This window comes from Spirosoma validum (genome assembly GCF_014699035.1).
Classification (GTDB): Bacteria; Bacteroidota; Bacteroidia; order Cytophagales; family Spirosomataceae; genus Spirosoma; species Spirosoma validum.
In genome coordinates, this window is the sequence record NZ_JACXAA010000015.1 from 102,157 (window position 1) to 118,992 (window position 16,836).

A 16,836-nucleotide genomic window follows, 5' to 3' on the forward strand; every position below is an offset into this window, starting at 1 on the left:
TCCACTTCGGGACGAATACTGTCCGCTTATGGACATCTTCGCTATCTGAATCCATCGTAAATAGGGTTTTACGCTCGTCTACGGTGGATTTTTATTTTTGGCAGTTGATTTGTACGATAAAATAGAGACTAATGAGTTAAGGGTATGCGTCGAACGTATTTAGGTGAGTTTGAAGAGATCGTTTTGCTGATGGTAGCCATCCTGAACGGGGAAGCCTACGGCGTTACGGTATCGCAGGAAATTGAGCAGCATACAGGTCGTTTGGTCACGTTCGGGACCGTGCACAATACGCTTATCCGCCTGGAAGAAAAGGGCTTTGTTACATCCGATCTGGGTGGAGCAACGGCCGAACGGGGCGGCCGCCGGAAACGATTGTTCTCCGTTACGGCGCTCGGTAGTCGGGCCTTACAGGACATTCAGCAGGTACGCAGTCAGCTTTGGCAACTGATGCCGCCAAACGCTCTAAAAGTTAGTGGCATATGAATCCAGCAAAACAGAACAATCCCAACCATGCGGATAAGCAGCCCCCTCGTTGGGCTGAACGACTGCTGGCCTGGCTGCATCCTGCCGAAACGCTCGAAGAAGTGCAGGGCGATCTGGACGAGCTATATACGTACTGGTACAAACGAGCCGGCGAACCGCAGGCCAGTCTTCGGTACGTCCTGAATGTGGTATCCGTGTTGCCACCGTTCGTGCTACATCGTCAATCTCAAAAAAATCAATACCCACAACCCTCATCATTCCATCCATCTATGCTACGTAATTATCTAAAAATCGCTATCCGCACGCTTTGGCGTAGTAAAGGTTATGCGGCTATCAATGTGGTTGGCCTTTCGGTGGCTTTCTGCGTTTGTACGTTTCTGTTTCTGATGGTTTACCGTCAGCTTACGTTTGATTCCTTTCATCAGGACGGCGACCGTATTTTTCAGGTTTATCGATTCCTGAACGAACCGGAAAAAGCTGATCGATCAGGTAGCATGCCCATGCCGCTCACGCCCGCCTTGAAAGCAGACTATCCGGAGATAGCAGCCGCTACGAGACTTTTAACGGGTGGCAGTCTGATTGAATACAAGGGCAAGTATGTCGATAAAAATATTAGCTATACGGATGCTGATTTTCTGCAAGTTTTTTCGTTTCCGATGCTCAAAGGAAATCGGACTATGGCGCTTCGTGACTTAAGCAACCTGGTTATCAGCGAGAGCACGGCCAAAGCCGTTTTTGGAAACGAAGACCCTATTGGAAAAGCATTGCTATTGGGGAACGAAGGAAGTCAAAAACAATACATTGTTTCTGGCGTAGTAGCCGATGCGCCCGATAATTCGTCTGTTCGCTACGACGTAATAGCCCGAATTGAGAATACCCCGACGTATCGGAACTCTAGAGATCAGTGGGATGCTTTCTCCCATAACGTTTATGTGAAAGTAGCGCCCAACGTCGATCAGGCGACGCTTGAAAACAGGCTAAAGCCATTCGCCCAAACGTATTTGTCGGGCGATCTGGAGAAACTGAAGAAACAGGGAGCCAAGCCCGACGAACGGGGTGATTTAGTGGCCATACGTTTGCAGAAACTCGCGAATGTTCATTTTGATCGGGACATATCCGGTTCAGGCGCTCCCATCGCCGTTGTGTATGCCTTGTTGGGGATTGCCTTCTTTATTCTGCTGATTGCCTGCATTAACTTCATCAACCTGAGTATTGCCCGCTCGTTTACCCGCGCCCGCGAAGTGGGTGTACGGAAGTCGCTGGGCGCATTGAAAAAGCAGTTGTTTGTACAGATTTGGAGTGAATCCGCGCTGATCTGTCTGGTTGGCTTCCTGATCGGTTCGTTGATGGCCTACTTGTTGATTCCGGTCTTTAACGCGCAATTCAACGCAAAAATCAGTCTGGCTTCGCTGCTTCGACCGGGTGTTATTGGTGGTATACTGGCTATGTTTTTACTCGTTACATTGGCAGCGGGCGGTTACCCTTCCTGGCAGATGGCAAAGTTCAACGCGGTGGACGTGTTGAAAGGAAAAATCACCATGAAACGACCAGGCTTTCTACGTAACTCGCTAATTGTTACGCAGTTTACCATATCCTGTCTGTTAACCTGTTGTACCATTTTTGCCCTTCAGCAAGTTGGTTACCTACGTAGCAGACCGCTGGGCTTCGAGAAAGAGCAAGTCATCAGTATTCCCGTCGGGAATAAATACAGCGGTCGACAGTTAATCCAACGCTTGCGCAACAAACTCACAAATGACCCCACCGTACTAGGTATTTCGGGCAGCGGTGTTAATCTGGGACGCGGGAAAGATGGTAGTACGTCACGGTCTATGCTTGGGTTTACGTACAAAGAAAAGGAAATCTCAACCGACTGGTTGCTGGTTGATTACGACTACCTCAAAACGCTCAACATCCAGCTTCTGGCGGGCCGTGAATTCAATCCCGCTTACCCTGCCGACTCGCTGGATCGGGTAATCATCACGGAAAGTATGGCCAGACAGATTGGTGAAAAGAACCCGGTTGGTAAATTTTTCCAGACTGATACGGCAGGTACGAAGTATCAGATCATCGGCTTGATTCCCGATTATCATCTGTATTCGTTGCAGCAGGAGAAAAAACCAATCACCATGCACCTGTCACATTCCGAGCCTATTAGCTATATTTTTGTTCGGGTTACTCCGCAAAGTCTGAATACGTCGATGGGAAAACTGAGGGGTATATGGGGCGAAATAGCGCCGGGTGCTGAATTTACCGGTTCGTTTCTGGACGAAAATATCGATGCGTGGTATCGGAATGAAGATTCGATGGCACAGGTTTTCAGCTTTGCTTCGGGTATTGCGATTCTGCTGTCCTGTCTGGGTTTGTTTGCGGTAGCATTGATGGCTATCGAACAACGTACCAAAGAGATCGGTGTTCGGAAAGTGCTGGGAGCCAGTATTCCCGGCATTGTTCTCCTGCTCTCCCGCGACTTCGTTAAACTGGTACTCATCGCGCTGGCGATTGCTACACCCTTGACTTGGTTTCTGATGAATCAATGGCTGGCGGAATATCCGTACCGGATCGATATAAGCATCTGGGTTTTCGTACTGGTCGGTGGCGCTGCCGTCCTGATTGCCTTGGCAACAGTAAGTTTCCACAGCATTAAAGCCGCGCTGGTGAATCCCGTAAAATCGTTACGTAGTGAGTAATAGAGGGCATAGGGGTTGGGGCCTAGGATAAAACGGGCTTCATTCCTATGCCCTTACCCCTATGCCCTCTACCAAAAATTTCCTACATTTGATTTTCGCAAATCAGAGCAGGTATGGAAACGACGACGCTGGAAGGGTTTTATAAAGAAATTGCTACGCTCATTCCTGAAGATCTCAACAAAGAGATTGGGCACTTCAACGTATTTAACATAGAAGAGGTCCACGCAAAAATCAAAAAGAATCCTCGCCTGATGCCGTACAATCGGCGGGCTTATTATAAAATCAGCCTGATTCGCGGACGTAGCAAAGCTGAATACGCTGATAAGGTGATTGACATTGAGACGAGTGCGCTGCTGTTTGCTACGCCCAAAATTCCATATCACTGGATTCCGCAGGAAGAAGGTCTGTCGGGTTACTTCTGCATTTTTACGGCTGATTTTCTAATTCAGAATAAAAGTGGCGTCGTGTTAGACGACTTACCCATCTTTAAACCAGGCGGTTACCCTGTCTTTCTACTGACCGACGAGAACGTCGAAGAGTTAATGTATATCTTTCGAAAGATGGCTAAAGAGATCGCTTCAGACTACGTGTACAAGTACGATTTGCTACGTAACTACGTCCTCGAACTTATTCATTACGGTCAGAAATTACAACCGGCTACGGCTTTATACCCAACGCATACAGCCTCGGCACGGGTCTCTTCACTATTTGTTGAACTGCTGGAACGGCAATTTCCTATTGAGTCTCCACACCAGAAACTTTCACTACGTACCGCTAAAGATTTTGCGGATCGGCTGTCCGTACACGTCAATCATCTGAATAAAGTCCTGAAAGAGAATACGGGCAAAACCACGACCGAATTAATCGGCAGCCGAATTATCCAAGAAGCCAAGATTCTGTTGAAACAAACAGACTGGAATATTTCTGAAATCGCTTACACGCTCGGCTTTGAAGAAGTGGCACACTTTTCCAATTTCTTCAAAAAACAGACGTCACTCGCTCCCGTAGCTTTCCGTGCGTAACATAGTAAGTTTGAATTTCGCAAACTTCGGATTGATGTTTGCAACCAGCTAGTCGTGCTGCTGATCTACCTTTGTCTCATCAAAATCAACCAGAAAGATGAGCAATAGTAAAATCGCATTAGTTACCGGCGGTAGCCGTGGACTAGGCAAAAACATGGCACTTAGCCTCGCAAAAAAAGGAATCGACGTCATTCTGACGTATAACAGCAAACAGGATGAAGCCGAAGCGGTAGTTGCCGAAATTGAACAGGCTGGACAGAAAGCGGCTACGCTTCAACTGAACACCAGCGATGTGAAAGGATTTGATGCGTTTTTCGCCCAGCTAAAAACCGTCCTGCAGGAAAGCTTTGAAGCCGATCATTTTGATTTTTTGATCAACAATGCTGGAACCGCCCTCTACGCTCCCTTTGCCGAAACGACCGAAGAGCAGCTAGACACCATCGTGAACATTCATTACAAAGGCGTCTTTTTCCTCACCCAGAAAGCCTTGCCTTTCCTGAATGACGGTGGCCGTATCATCAATATATCGTCAGGACTTGCCCGCATGACCTATCCGGGCTCATCGACCTATGGCTCAATGAAAGGAGCGATAGAGGTACTTTCGCGCTATATGGCGCTGGAATTGGGACCACGACGCATTGCCGTAAACGTAGTGGCGCCCGGAGCGATAGAAACCGATTTTGGCGGAGGCCGTGTACGGGACAACCAAGAAATCAATGCGCACATTGCCAGCCTCACCGCCCTGGGTCGCGTCGGTCTGCCCGACGATATCGGTGGCGTTGTGGCGTTCCTGTGTAGCGACGAAGCCCGCTGGATCAACGCCCAACGTATTGAAGTATCGGGCGGACAGGGGTTGTAAGGCGCAGGGCATGGGGGGAAGAGCAGAGGGGAAGGGTTTAGCAACCCCTCTGCCCTTCCCCCATGCCCTCTGCCCTACAGCCTATTTAAACTCATCATTCCGGCCAGAAATTGAAGGCAGCCATCTTTGATGCGGGTAAATTCACTAACGAGCGACGTAGCGTGACGCTCAATCGTTGCCGACAGTCCGAAGCGTGTATCAGCGCACGACGATTTCTTTTCAGCCACTAAACAATCAGCTCCTTCGCAGATCAGGTCGCGGTGCAGCCGGTCGAGTTTAGTTTGCAGTTGATTCAGATCTCGATAGTAATCGACCGCATCGTGACGAAGGCTACGACAGTTGTAGTGATTCATTACGTCAAGCAATAGCGCCCGAAGCTGGCGAATCTCTTCTTCCTGCTGGCGAATGATTTTCTGCCAGTGCTGATGCTCCTGATGACAGGCCACTGTCGTTATGGGCTGACCAGATGAGTCGATTGACGGTGTACAGTTCATATAAATTGACGATTAACGAGTTTTCGGGGAAGTTTTGAGCATCTGGCTGTCCAGTTGATGAAACAGTTGAGGATTATCGACAGGGCCAGCATATCGCCATAATTCCTGCCCACGCAGCAGCAATACAAACGCAGGTAAGGCCGTAATGCCAAAGCTACGTACCACTTCAGGATGGGTCGTTTCGCTGACGCGTATAATCTGCAAACTTGGGTTCAGCACCGATTGAGCCTTATCCAGAAGTTGTTCTACTTCGCTACGTTGAGTCGGCGTAGCAGCCGTAAATACCAATAAAACAGGCGCTTGAAGAGCCGATGTCATCAACGAAGAGTAAGGTATCATGCCAATAATCCGGTTAATGAGTCAAAATTGCCTTATTTTTTCTGGGCGAATCGTGAGGTAGATCAAGCAGGAAGCTGATTTTTGTCAACCGCATTCGGCTTGCAGTCCTTTACTTTGCAGAAAGTTTGACGACAATGTTCGACGATTCGTTTGAGGCCGTTTTTACGCACGCTACCATTGGTATTATCGTCTCCGATGAACAGGGGCGTATTGTCTCCTCGAACCGACACGCCCGATCTCTGTTTGGCTACAGCGAGGCCGAAATGCACACCATTTCCATCGACGCGCTTGTCCCTGATTCCGTAGCCGGTCGTCATGCACAGTTACGCGCGTCTTTCAACGCAAATCCGTCGGTACGAGCAATGGGGCATGGGCGTGATCTGTTCGCCAAACGAAAGGATGGCTCGGTATTTCCAGCCGAAATCAGTCTGAGTTATTTCTACCGGAATAATGCACTCCTGGCGGTCGGCTACGTCATTGACATTACGGCAAAAAAACAAGCCGAACAAACGTTGCTCGAACAGAATAGCCGTATTGAGCAACTCAACGCTGAACTGGAACAGAAAGTCATCGACCGCACCCATGCGCTCATGGCGACGCTGCACCAGCTCGAACAGTCGAAAGATGAGCTGGCCAAAGCTTTAGCCGCTGAGCGTGAGCTGGGTGAACTCAAATCGCGTTTTGTATCGATGGCTTCGCACGAGTTCCGAACGCCTTTGAGCGCCATTCTTACGTCAGCCTCGTTGATTGAAAAATACCCGAGCACGGATCAGCAGGAAAAGCGGCTCCGACACATTCATCGGATCAAATCGTCAGTCAATCATCTCAATACTATCCTGGAAGAATTTCTGTCGGTCGGACGGCTCGAAGAAGGACGTATCGAAGCGACCTGGTCATGGATTAGCCTGCCAGGTCTGATTGACGAAGTAGGACTGGATTTGCACGATATGCTAAAAGACGGGCAAGCCATTCAGACCCAGTTCGATTGTACAAAGCCGGTAATGACTGACCCGTCATTGATGCGAAAAATACTAGTCAATCTGCTGTCCAATGCCATCAAATACTCCAGCGAGAACCAGACTATATACGTAACGGCCATTTGCCATGAAGCGGATCTTCAACTAACCGTTCGCGACGAAGGAATTGGTATTTCGACGGACGATCAGAAGCACCTGTTTGAACGTTTTTTTCGGGCAAAAAATGCGACCAATTTCGCGGGTACGGGTCTGGGCCTGCATATTGTTGCCAAATACCTCGAACTGTTGGGCGGCACCATTGACTTGACCAGCCAGCTAGGCGAAGGCACCACCGTAACGCTTACATTTCCTTATGAAGACCATTCTGCTCATTGAAGACAACGCTGATATTCGGGAGAATACGGCCGAAATTCTGGAACTTGCCGGATACAGCGTAACGACTGCCGAAAACGGTAAAATCGGCGTTGAACTGGCTTTAGCCGACCGGCCCGACCTGATTATCTGCGATATTATGATGCCGGTTCTGGACGGTTATGGTGTCCTGCATATCGTCAACAAAAATCCCGAGCTTAACGGTATTCCGTTCATTTTCCTGACTGCCAAATCCGAACGGATTGATTTTCGAAAAGGCATGGAACTCGGTGCCGATGATTACCTCACCAAACCCTTCGACGACACCGAATTACTCAGCGCCGTTGAAGGCCGACTCAATCGCTTCAGCAAGCTCTGGGCCGAAGATTACAATCTCAAACAAGAAGGTCTTACCCAATTCTTGGACGATGCCCGTTCAGTTGGCGGTTTGCACAGTTTATCGGTTGATCGCAAGACGCACTACGTTCCTAAAAAGCAGTTTATCTATACTGAAGGCGACGAACCCACACGACTGTATTTTCTGAAAAGCGGACGTATCAAAACCACTCGTACCAACAACGACGGCAAAGAACTGGTAACCGGTCTCTATGGCCCCGGTGAATTCTTCGGTGACCTGGCGCTGCTTGAAGAAACCAACTACACCGACTCAGCCCTGACACTCGATGATTCTGAACTAGTGTACATTCCGAAAGAGGATTTCCGACAACTGCTGACGTCTCAACCCGAAGTGGGCCGGCAGTTTGTTCGGTTGCTGGCGGGGCGTGTCAGTGACAAAGAGAACCAATTGCTGGGTATGGCCTACAGTTCACTACGTCGGCGCGTAGCGGATGCGCTGTTACGCCTTCAAGAGCCCTTATCAAGTGGTGAACCCGCTCCGCCGATCCAGCTTTCGCGCGATGACTTAGCCGCTGTTATTGGTACCGCTACCGAATCACTGATCCGAACCTTGAGCGAATTCAAGCACGATAATCTTATCGAAATTACCGGAGCGGGTATCCGCGTATTACAGCCGGATAAGCTACGTCGGGCGAATTGGTAAACTTCCTCGTTATAAATGTATAAATCTCTTTCGGATGGCTTTTTCGTAAAAAAGAGAGAGCCGTTCGAAAGAGATTTATGTGAAATGTAGTTACTTCTGTTTTTCCGCCCAGGCGTCCATTTTCCGCTCTAATACGTCCAGCGGCATGCAGCCGTCTTTTAGAAATTCATCGTGGAAAGCGGCCAGACTGAACTTGTCGCCCAATTGCTGTTCATATTTCGAACGTAGCTCACGGATCTTTAATGCGCCAATTTTGTAGGACAACGCCTGACCGGGAATGGCCATGTATCGTTCGATTTCAGCTACGGCGCCCTGTTCTGCGATTGGCTCATTATCCATCATGTACTTGATAGCCTGTTCGCGGGTCATGTGCTGGGTATGAATGCCGGTATCCACCACGAGCCGAATGGCCCGGTGCATTTCGTCGCCGAGGGCACCCATATACTGATACGGATCGGTGTATAAACCTAATTCTTTGCCAAGCGATTCGCAGTAGAGGGCCCATCCTTCGCCATACGCGCCGTACCAGGCAAACCGCCGGAATTTAGGCAGACTTGTGTTTTCCTGTTGCAGCGAAATCTGATAGTGGTGTCCGGGAATCGCTTCATGCAAAAACAACGACTCCATGCCCGACGTAATATTGAACTTGGTAGCATCGGGGATTGGTACGTAGAAAATCCCTGGTCGGCTCCCATCGGCTGATGCCTGATTGTATTCTGCACTGGCCGAAGCTTCCCGGAATTTTTCGGTCTGCCGCACCTCAAATTTTGACTTAGGCGTAGTAGTGAAATATTTTTTCAGATTTGGCTCAATTTTAGCCAGAATACTATTGAAGGCGTCCAATACGTCCTTCGGTTTTTTGTAGGGGTAAAACTTTTTATCGGTTTTGAGGTGCGTAAAAAATTCATTCAGGGTCCCTTTAAAACCAACCTGCGTTTTCACTTTTTCCATCTCGCCCCGAATCCGGGCCACTTCTTTCAAACCAATCTGATGAATTTGCTCGGGCGTATCATTGGTCGTGGTCCAGGTTCTGACCAGATATGTATATAATTCCGACCCCTGCGGAATGGCGTCAATTCCCGATGTAGTGCGGGCTTTGGGCAAGTATTCATCTTTCAGAAACGTACCTAACTTCCGATACGTTGGTACAATCTGTTCCGTAATGGCTTTTTTGTAGGCGGTGGTCAGACGCTCTTTATCCGCTGCGCTGAATGTAGCGGGCAGTTTGTTGATGGGTCCATAAAACAAGCTTTTGGTCGGATCGCTGACGACCAGATCCGTCATTTGCGGAATCATCTTTACGACTAAACTCTTTGGCAAAACTCGCCCGGTTGCGACTCCCTGTCGAAACGTACCAATAGCCGTATCGCCCCAAACGGCAAAAGCGGAAACGCGCTTCAACCAATCATCGTAATCCTTTACCGTCTTAAAGGGTTGCGCGCTTTCCCCACTACCCAACTGACCGAATCCCAGCGTGTTACCGGTGAACTGATTAAACGGCATCTCTTCCTGATGAAAAGGATACTGCTCCAGTTGAAGCTCCATTTCCCGTTTCAGAATATCGTAGGAGATCTTGTCTTCATCAGATAACTTCTCCCGATCAAAGCCTTTCAGTTTATCCAGGGTGTTCGAATAAAACGTTTTTGTCTCATTTAGAAACGCCTGGGATATATCATTAGGCAGTTGATCGTTATAGCGGTTATCCCCCTGTTGGGTAGCTTCAAGGGGAAACAATTTCAACCGCTGTTCATAATAATCGTCTACTACCGTAGCGAAGTCCGAGTTGGCCGTAGACGTTGTCTGTTCGCTCTTATTCGATTGGCAACCAAGAAATGCAGCCATAGCTAGAATAAACAAAATACTTTTTTTCATGGGTGTAGGAATGTGTTTTGAGAGCGTAAGTTACAATTTAATAGACTGTTGTGCTTCTACAGCCAGCAGATACACCGTCATTGACTCGCCTACCCCAGCAATCCAGGCATCATACTCCGAGATCGCCTGAAGCCGCTGTTCTTCGGTGATACAACCCGCTTTAACCAACTGAGGTCCGCGCAACTCGGCTACTTCTGCCCACAAGCGACTGGCAACCACAAAGTCAGGATCATTTTTCTTTGCCACTTCATGCTGGGCCTCCACCAATACATTCTGAAAACTAATCTCCAGCATCAGATCTTTCAGATGGTCTGCAATGGCGTTATTGAATCCAGCCTCCTGCCGCCATTTCAGAAAAGCGTTGTAAAATAATTGCATGGCGTTCGGTGTTTCAGGCATCCACGTAAGCTTTTCGTGATTGAAGTCGAGAATTGCTAAATAGCCTCCCGGTTTAACCAACCGCTTCAGGTTGACAAGCGCTTCTTTGGGCTGGGCCAGCCATTGTAATGTTCGGGCACAGGTTACTACGTCGAATCGTTCGTATGTATCAAACGTATAGACGTCTCCTTGCTCGAAAGTAAGCCCCGGTTGATTGCCTGCATTCTGCCGAGCTTGCTCAATCAGATTTTCATTAGGATCAACACCCAATACGTAGCCAGTTGGACCAACTTTTTCGGCGATGCTACGGGTAATGGCACCTGAGCCGCATCCCATATCGAGCACACGAATACCAGGCTTCAGGTATTTCAGCAAATTACGATTCGCATTCTCGACTGTTCGCCGTTCCAAAACCGGATTATGGACGGTGGGCATTTTTGCCCGTTCATTGGCTATTTGATCAGACATAAGCTACTGGTAGCCTGGACGGCCACGTCCGGGCATAAAGAAATGTTTATTCCACCCGGACGTGGCCGTCCAGGTTACAGCAATTGAAACGGGCGAATATCAAAATTCGTCTGACCATGTAACGCTAGTTCTGCTAAAATTTGCCCGACTGCAGCTGAATGTTTGAAGCCATGTCCTGAGCAGGCTGAAGCGAGTAATACGTTGGAATAGACCGGGTGCTGGTCAATAATAAAATCACCATTGGGCGTCATGGTGTACAGACACACGGCTGATTTAATGCATGTAGGACCAATACCGACAAAGTTCGGAGCAACGTATTGCTCATACATTTGCTTTATTTCGGTTTGGCTAACCTCGCGCGTTACGTCATCTGGCGTGGTTGAATGCACGTACTGTTCCGTCGCCATCTTGATACCTCCTCCTGCTCCACCGATAGCCGGGAAACCATATACATCCCGGTCACTCAGAATATACACCGGCATATGACCGGGTGTGTATGGTTCGTAATCGTCCTGAATATCGAACCAGTACTGAACCTGCCGGTACACCTTGAGCAAATCACGATACGGCGTATTACGCAGCGATTCCGTAAGCCAGGAACCCGTCGTTAAAATCAGTTTTCGGGTTCGATACATAGCCTGATCCGTTTGCACCCGAATGTATTCGCCAACAGTTTCGAACGATAGCATTCGCTCGTTGATACGTAGTGCTGCGCCGTTTTGCCGGGCCTGCGCCAATTGTACTGAAACGCATTTCTCCGGCTGAAGAAATCCGGCCATTTCTTCAAAATACCCAACGTCGCTATCCAGAAACCGGAACTGCGGAAATCGCTGCCGAAGGGTCGCTACGTCGAGAAGTTGATGCGCGATGCCAAACTGTTCCGCTGCCTGAATAGTGGTTGTTAGCCAGCCTGGCTTGTTGTGCGTCTGCATCGTCGAGTGTTCTTTGCCAACAAAAAGGCCTCCCGTAACGGTAAATAACTGCTCACCACTACGTTGTTCGAGCTCCTGCCAGATTTCGTAGGAACGTAGTGCCAGCGGCACAAAATACGCTCCTTCACCAATGGCCTGCCGGGTAATACGGCTATCACTATGCGTTGACCCCAATGTATGCGGAGGATCAAACTGATCAATACCCAAAACGTTGGACGTCTGATTTGAAAGCTGATACAGTGTAGCACTCCCTACGGCACCCAATCCAACTACAATAGCGTCAAAAATCATGCGGGATATTTTGGTTGCTGATTACCATCTCAACTGGTCTCTACAAATATAGAACAAGGCGAGGGTTATCGATTTACGGTAAATCGATAACCCTCGCCTTGTTATTTCAACTGAACATTTTAACGAAGCAATAGGAGTATTTACGAAATGAAACGGTCTTTCTTGGAAGACATTCGTCAGGAAAAACCTCAACGGGCGCTCCTTTCAACTCTAATCCGGAACCAGCCATCCGAACCCTAAACTTGCATGCATACGTTCAACATTAACCGTCGCCGTTTTCTGCAGAGCTCTTCAGCCGCTCTCGCTTTCTCCACCTTCGGAGAACGAGGTTTAGACCTTATTAACCCGCCTGAAACGCTCCGCGTAGGGCTAATCGGTACGGGCTGGTATGGTAAGAGCGATTTGTTTCGACTGATTCAGGTGGCTCCCGTCGAGGTAGTAGCCTTATGTGACGTTGACAAGAACATGCTGGCTGATGCGGCCAAGCTCGTCAGTCAACGGCAGAAATCGGGGAAGACGCCTAAGCTGTATGGCGATTATCAAAAAATGCTTGCAGAGAATAAGATGGATATCGTACTGATCGGTACACCCGACCACTGGCACGCGCTTCAGATGATCGATGCCGTGAAGGCAGGGTCCCACGTGTACGTCCAGAAACCCATCAGTGTCGACGTCATGGAAGGCGAAGCAATGGTAGCGGCTGCCCGGAAATACAATAAAGTGGTTCAGGTCGGAACCCAGCGCAAAAGTACTCCGCACCTGATTGATGCCAAGAAAAACATCGTCGATGCGGGTCTGCTTGGCAAAGTATCGCACGTAGAAATGTGCTGCTACTTCCACATGCGCAACAATGGCAACCCACCCGTACAGGCCATTCCTGATTTTCTAGATTATAACATGTGGACCGGACCAGCGCCGTTACGTCCTTACGATGGGCTTCCACACGTGCGCTGGTGGCGTACGTTCATGGAATATGGCAACGGAATCACGGGCGATATGTGCGTCCATATGTTCGATACGGTACGCTGGATGTTGAAACTAGGCTGGCCAAAACGAATCAGTTCGGAAGGCGGTATTTATGTTCAGAAGGATGGCAAGTCCAATATATCCGACACACAATCGGCTGTTTTTGAATACGATGGGCTAAACTGCGTCTGGCAACACCGCACCTGGGGTACGCCTAACAACCCGGATTATCCATGGTCCTTTACGTTGTATGGCGATAAGGGTACGTTGTGGGGCAGCACGATGGCCTACGATTTTGTTCCGGAAGGAAAAGATGGGCAGAAGATCCACAAAGACGTAGTGTACGAGAAAGAAAAGTACCCTGAAGATCTTACCGAACCGACCAATCCGAAAATTGAGTTGAATGCCGCCCCGGCCACTCGTCTGCACATGCTTAATTTCCTGGATGCCATCGACAAAGGAAGCCGTCCGGTTGCCGACATTGAAGAAGGACATATTTCTACAGCGAGTTGCATTCTGGCCAATTTATCCATGAAAACGGGGCGACCGATTGTGTACGATCCTCAGAAACGGGAAATCGTGGGCGATCGGGAAACGAATAAACTTCTGGCGCGTGCTTACCGCGATCCCTACAAGCACCCCGATCCGAATAAAGTGTAGAATGGCGAATCAGATTTGCCACGTTTGACCCCGCTGGGATCAGATATTTATAGTAGATAATTGTCTCTATAAACATCTGACCCCAGCGGGGTCAAACACTATATTACATGTCCATTCCTTTCTCAGCCCTATTCATGAACGTACTGATTTTTCTGCCACTTTTATACCTGCTGGTGCCTGCTGAAGATGGAAGAAAACTGATTAACACAACATCTCGTCGCCCCAAAGTCGATACAACCTGGAAACTGGTCTGGGCGGATGAATTCAACACGGACGGAGCACCCGATCCCAAAAACTGGAAGTTTGAACAGGGATTTGTCCGTAACCACGAACACCAGTGGTATCAGCCCGACAATGCCCGTTGCGAAAAGGGCCTGCTCATCATCGAAGGTCGTCGTGAGCATCGACCTAATCCAAGGTATCAGGCCAATAGTTCCGATTGGAAAACAAGCCGTCCATCTATCGACTATACGGCATCCAGCCTCCACACAAATGGTCTGCACAGTTGGCAGTACGGGCGGTTTGACATGAGAGGGCGTATCGACATTAGCCCCGGCTTATGGCCTGCCTTCTGGACGCTGGGCGTTTCGGGAGAGTGGCCGTCGAACGGCGAAATCGATATTATGGAATACTACCGAAATATGCTTCTGGCCAATGTCGCCTGGGCAACGGATAAACGGTACACAGCAAAATGGCGTAGCACAAAAAAGCTAATCACCTCCTTTACAGACTCTGACTGGGCAAAGAAATTTCATGTCTGGCGTATGGATTGGGATGAAAAAGCTATCCGACTTTACGTTGACGATCAATTGCTCAATGAGGTCTTGCTCGCGGAGACAGTCAATCAGGATGGAACAGGTCGTAACCCATTCACTCAACCGCATTACCTGCTGCTCAATCTGGCAATTGGGGGCGATAACGGTGGAGATCCATCAGCCACTACGTTCCCGAATCGATTTGAAGTTGACTATGTACGGGTTTATCAGAAGCCTTAAGAGACAATGTGGTGTGATGTGGTGATGTGGTGTCAGGTTCTGAACCTGACACCACATCACCACATCACACCACATTGTCTCTTAAGGCTTTAGCAGAATTTTCCCCCAGCGTCCGGGCCGGTCAGCATGTTCGACGGCTTCGGCGATTTGGTCGAGTGGATACGAAGCGTCAATTGGCAACTGAATTTTCCCTGAGGCCAACAGGTTAACTACATTTTTCGCTACGTCCTGCCGGATCTGGCTATCCACCCGACGCATCCAGTCCGTTAGCCAGAATCCTTTGATGGTCAATTCCCGAAAGATCATCAGTCCTGCGTTAACGCTAGGGTCATCCAAACTCAGAACGCCGTAAATGATCATGGTGCCACCCCGACCCAGGCATTTGAGCGCGTCAGAGGCCGTTTGTCCGCCAACGGCATCAAGTACGCAGGTAACGCCCGCCCCGTCCGTAATCTGTTTGACACGAGCAGGCAGGTTTTCCGTTTCTACGTTAATGACTTCCGTTAGACCCAATGCTTTTAATTCGTCGTTGAGATCATTCCGTCGGACAGTGCCGATGGTTCTGATTCCACGCATCTGGCAAAACTGAATCACCAGCTTACCGAACGCCGACCCGGCTGCCGTAAGCATTAGCCAGCCCCCTTCGGGTACGCCCGAATCCTGCACCATCGCATACGCCGTAAACGGATTGACAAATAATTGAGCCGCTACGTCGTCCGGTATCGAATCGGGGATTGGGATGAGGCTTCGCTGGTGTGCAATCGCGTACTCCGACCACGTACCAACGGCCGTAAAACTCGCCCGCGTCCCAGTCTGCATCTGAACCCCTTCACCTAAGGCATCGACAATACCAACACCTTCAAAACCCGCGCCTGATGGCAGAGTCGGGCGAATCCCGTACAGATTCTGAACGAACATCAGATCCGATGGATTAATTGGGCTGGCAATAACCTTGATACGAACCTCATTCGGTCCAGGTTCAGGTAGGGGCGCGTCAGTCAGGCGAAGGATGTCAGCAGGCTTGCCAGTCTGTTCAAAAAGAATCGTTTTCATCAGGCTAATAGGCAAAAGAATGGGGTAACGAAACAGTGAATTCTTTGCTATAGTTTAGAATAGGATTAAAAATATGATTTAATTTGCACAAATTATTCCTAAACCATGAAGCAGTGGTTAGCCGTTTGTTACCAGTCGATAGGTAAATCCGTTGCGATACTTACTTATTGACGAACAACAATCGACTAACCACTTTTTATTTTTCATGCATACTTCTCCCTTTCTTGGTGAATTAATTGGCACGATGGTGCTTATTCTGTTAGGTAATGGCGTTGTTGCGAATGTAGTTCTTAAGCAAACCAAGGGAGAATCATCGGGCTGGATCGTCATTACGGCCGGATGGGCGTTTGCCGTGACCATGGGGGTTTTCGTATCTAAAGCTTTCGGCAGTCTCGATGCCCACTTGAATCCGGCTGTTACGGTCGCGTTCGCCGTTGCTACAAACGATTTCAGCCATATTGCCCCTTATATCACCGCTCAAATGATCGGCGCTTTTCTGGGTGCTACGTTAGTTTGGCTACACTACCTCCCCCATTGGGCAGCCACCCCCGACCCGTTCGATAAACTAGCCTGTTTCTCCACGGGTCCGGCTATTCGCAGCAAGGGGGCTAACTTCCTCAGTGAAGCCCTGGCAACGCTGGTACTCATTCTGGGGCTGGCGGGTATTTCTTCTAAAAATCTGGGCGAGTTGGCCATCGGCGTTGGGCCTTACCTGGTTGGTATTCTGGTCTGGAGCATTGGGCTTTCGCTTGGTGGTACTACGGGTTATGCCATGAGTCCCGCCCGTGATTTCAGCCCACGTCTGGCCCATGCTCTGTTACCGATTCCCAACAAAGGTTCTTCCGATTGGAGTTATGCCTGGATCCCAATCGTAGCCCCATTAGTCGGAGCCGCCATTGGCGGATTCCTGATTCGGTGGTATGCGTTATAATTCTTATTCTCTCCAAAA

Annotated in this window: 15 protein-coding genes; 9 read left to right on the forward strand and 6 right to left on the reverse strand. The window is 49.1% G+C overall.

From position 1 onward, the window contains the following. The first annotated feature begins 144 nt into the window (after positions 1-144). The 4 genes from IC230_RS28880 (at position 145) to IC230_RS28895 (ending at position 5,051) form a co-directional block, all read left to right on the forward strand. Positions 145-483, forward strand: coding sequence for a PadR family transcriptional regulator (locus tag IC230_RS28880; protein WP_191042550.1), 339 nt, complete (start codon positions 145-147; stop codon positions 481-483). After that, positions 480-3,170 (forward strand): ABC transporter permease, encoded by a 2,691-nt coding sequence (locus IC230_RS28885; RefSeq protein ID WP_223860913.1) that lies wholly within the window; start codon positions 480-482, stop codon positions 3,168-3,170. Before IC230_RS28880 ends, IC230_RS28885 begins: the two co-directional genes overlap by 4 nt. Before the next feature lie 113 nt (positions 3,171-3,283). Continuing rightward, complete coding sequence (locus IC230_RS28890) at positions 3,284-4,192, forward strand: helix-turn-helix domain-containing protein (RefSeq protein ID WP_191042551.1); 909 nt, start codon at positions 3,284-3,286, stop codon at positions 4,190-4,192. Between the two features lie 97 nt (positions 4,193-4,289). After that, on the forward strand, positions 4,290-5,051 hold the full coding sequence (locus IC230_RS28895) for an SDR family NAD(P)-dependent oxidoreductase (protein WP_191042552.1): 762 nt from the start codon (positions 4,290-4,292) through the stop codon (positions 5,049-5,051). Between the two features lie 74 nt (positions 5,052-5,125). Here IC230_RS28895 and IC230_RS28900 read toward each other — a convergent pair whose 3' ends face one another. Together IC230_RS28900 and IC230_RS28905 are read right to left on the reverse strand one after the other, a co-directional pair. Continuing rightward, positions 5,126-5,545: a hypothetical protein gene (locus IC230_RS28900; protein ID WP_191042553.1), complete on the reverse strand. Its 420-nt coding sequence runs from the start codon at positions 5,543-5,545 to the stop codon at positions 5,126-5,128. A gap of 12 nt (positions 5,546-5,557) precedes the next feature. Beyond that, positions 5,558-5,884 (reverse strand): thioredoxin family protein, encoded by a 327-nt coding sequence (locus tag IC230_RS28905; protein WP_191042554.1) that lies wholly within the window; start codon positions 5,882-5,884, stop codon positions 5,558-5,560. Positions 5,885-6,018: 134 nt separating this feature from the next. Between IC230_RS28905 and IC230_RS28910 the strand changes: the two genes are divergently transcribed. Next, positions 6,019-7,236 carry a PAS domain-containing sensor histidine kinase gene (locus IC230_RS28910; RefSeq protein WP_191042555.1) on the forward strand — a complete coding sequence of 406 codons (1,218 nt, stop codon included), beginning with the start codon at positions 6,019-6,021 and terminating at the stop codon, positions 7,234-7,236. Then, positions 7,214-8,272 carry a response regulator gene (locus tag IC230_RS28915; RefSeq protein WP_191042556.1) on the forward strand — a complete coding sequence of 353 codons (1,059 nt, stop codon included), beginning with the start codon at positions 7,214-7,216 and terminating at the stop codon, positions 8,270-8,272. Before IC230_RS28910 ends, IC230_RS28915 begins: the two co-directional genes overlap by 23 nt. 90 nt (positions 8,273-8,362) lie before the next feature. Here IC230_RS28915 and IC230_RS28920 read toward each other — a convergent pair whose 3' ends face one another. From IC230_RS28920 to solA, 3 genes are all read right to left on the reverse strand, one after another. Next, entirely contained in the window at positions 8,363-10,144 is a 1,782-nt protein-coding gene (locus IC230_RS28920; RefSeq protein WP_191042557.1) for a DUF885 domain-containing protein, read from the reverse strand. 30 nt (positions 10,145-10,174) lie between these two features. Next, positions 10,175-10,990: a methyltransferase domain-containing protein gene (locus IC230_RS28925; protein ID WP_191042558.1), complete on the reverse strand. Its 816-nt coding sequence runs from the start codon at positions 10,988-10,990 to the stop codon at positions 10,175-10,177. A gap of 74 nt (positions 10,991-11,064) precedes the next feature. Next, positions 11,065-12,213 (reverse strand): N-methyl-L-tryptophan oxidase, encoded by a 1,149-nt coding sequence (solA, locus tag IC230_RS28930; protein ID WP_191042559.1) that lies wholly within the window; start codon positions 12,211-12,213, stop codon positions 11,065-11,067. Between the two features lie 246 nt (positions 12,214-12,459). Between solA and IC230_RS28935 the strand changes: the two genes are divergently transcribed. After that, positions 12,460-13,839 carry a Gfo/Idh/MocA family protein gene (locus IC230_RS28935; protein WP_191042560.1) on the forward strand — a complete coding sequence of 460 codons (1,380 nt, stop codon included), beginning with the start codon at positions 12,460-12,462 and terminating at the stop codon, positions 13,837-13,839. 107 nt (positions 13,840-13,946) lie between these two features. Beyond that, entirely contained in the window at positions 13,947-14,834 is an 888-nt protein-coding gene (locus IC230_RS28940) for a glycoside hydrolase family 16 protein (protein ID WP_223860914.1), read from the forward strand. Between the two features lie 81 nt (positions 14,835-14,915). Here the strand turns inward: IC230_RS28940 and IC230_RS28945 are convergent, their stop codons facing one another. Beyond that, positions 14,916-15,887, reverse strand: a complete 972-nt coding sequence (locus IC230_RS28945) for a zinc-dependent alcohol dehydrogenase family protein (protein WP_191042561.1) — start codon at positions 15,885-15,887, stop codon at positions 14,916-14,918. A gap of 205 nt (positions 15,888-16,092) precedes the next feature. Between IC230_RS28945 and IC230_RS28950 the strand changes: the two genes are divergently transcribed. After that, entirely contained in the window at positions 16,093-16,818 is a 726-nt protein-coding gene (locus IC230_RS28950; protein ID WP_191042562.1) for an MIP/aquaporin family protein, read from the forward strand. Positions 16,819-16,836 lie beyond the last annotated feature (18 nt).

Excerpts from the sequence above, each read along its gene's own strand:
- IC230_RS28880 (WP_191042550.1), top strand. The coding sequence starts at position 145 with ATGCGTCGAACGTATTTAGGTGAGTTTGAAGAGATCGTTTTGCTGATG.
- IC230_RS28885 (WP_223860913.1), top strand. The coding sequence starts at position 480 with ATGAATCCAGCAAAACAGAACAATCCCAACCATGCGGATAAGCAGCCC.
- IC230_RS28890 (WP_191042551.1), top strand. The coding sequence starts at position 3,284 with ATGGAAACGACGACGCTGGAAGGGTTTTATAAAGAAATTGCTACGCTC.
- IC230_RS28895 (WP_191042552.1), top strand. The coding sequence starts at position 4,290 with ATGAGCAATAGTAAAATCGCATTAGTTACCGGCGGTAGCCGTGGACTA.
- IC230_RS28900 (WP_191042553.1), bottom strand. The coding sequence starts at position 5,545 with ATGAACTGTACACCGTCAATCGACTCATCTGGTCAGCCCATAACGACA.
- IC230_RS28905 (WP_191042554.1), bottom strand. The coding sequence starts at position 5,884 with ATGATACCTTACTCTTCGTTGATGACATCGGCTCTTCAAGCGCCTGTT.
- IC230_RS28910 (WP_191042555.1), top strand. The coding sequence starts at position 6,019 with ATGTTCGACGATTCGTTTGAGGCCGTTTTTACGCACGCTACCATTGGT.
- IC230_RS28915 (WP_191042556.1), top strand. The coding sequence starts at position 7,214 with ATGAAGACCATTCTGCTCATTGAAGACAACGCTGATATTCGGGAGAAT.
- IC230_RS28920 (WP_191042557.1), bottom strand. The coding sequence starts at position 10,144 with ATGAAAAAAAGTATTTTGTTTATTCTAGCTATGGCTGCATTTCTTGGT.
- IC230_RS28925 (WP_191042558.1), bottom strand. The coding sequence starts at position 10,990 with ATGTCTGATCAAATAGCCAATGAACGGGCAAAAATGCCCACCGTCCAT.
- solA (WP_191042559.1), bottom strand. The coding sequence starts at position 12,213 with ATGATTTTTGACGCTATTGTAGTTGGATTGGGTGCCGTAGGGAGTGCT.
- IC230_RS28935 (WP_191042560.1), top strand. The coding sequence starts at position 12,460 with ATGCATACGTTCAACATTAACCGTCGCCGTTTTCTGCAGAGCTCTTCA.
- IC230_RS28940 (WP_223860914.1), top strand. The coding sequence starts at position 13,947 with ATGTCCATTCCTTTCTCAGCCCTATTCATGAACGTACTGATTTTTCTG.
- IC230_RS28945 (WP_191042561.1), bottom strand. The coding sequence starts at position 15,887 with ATGAAAACGATTCTTTTTGAACAGACTGGCAAGCCTGCTGACATCCTT.
- IC230_RS28950 (WP_191042562.1), top strand. The coding sequence starts at position 16,093 with ATGCATACTTCTCCCTTTCTTGGTGAATTAATTGGCACGATGGTGCTT.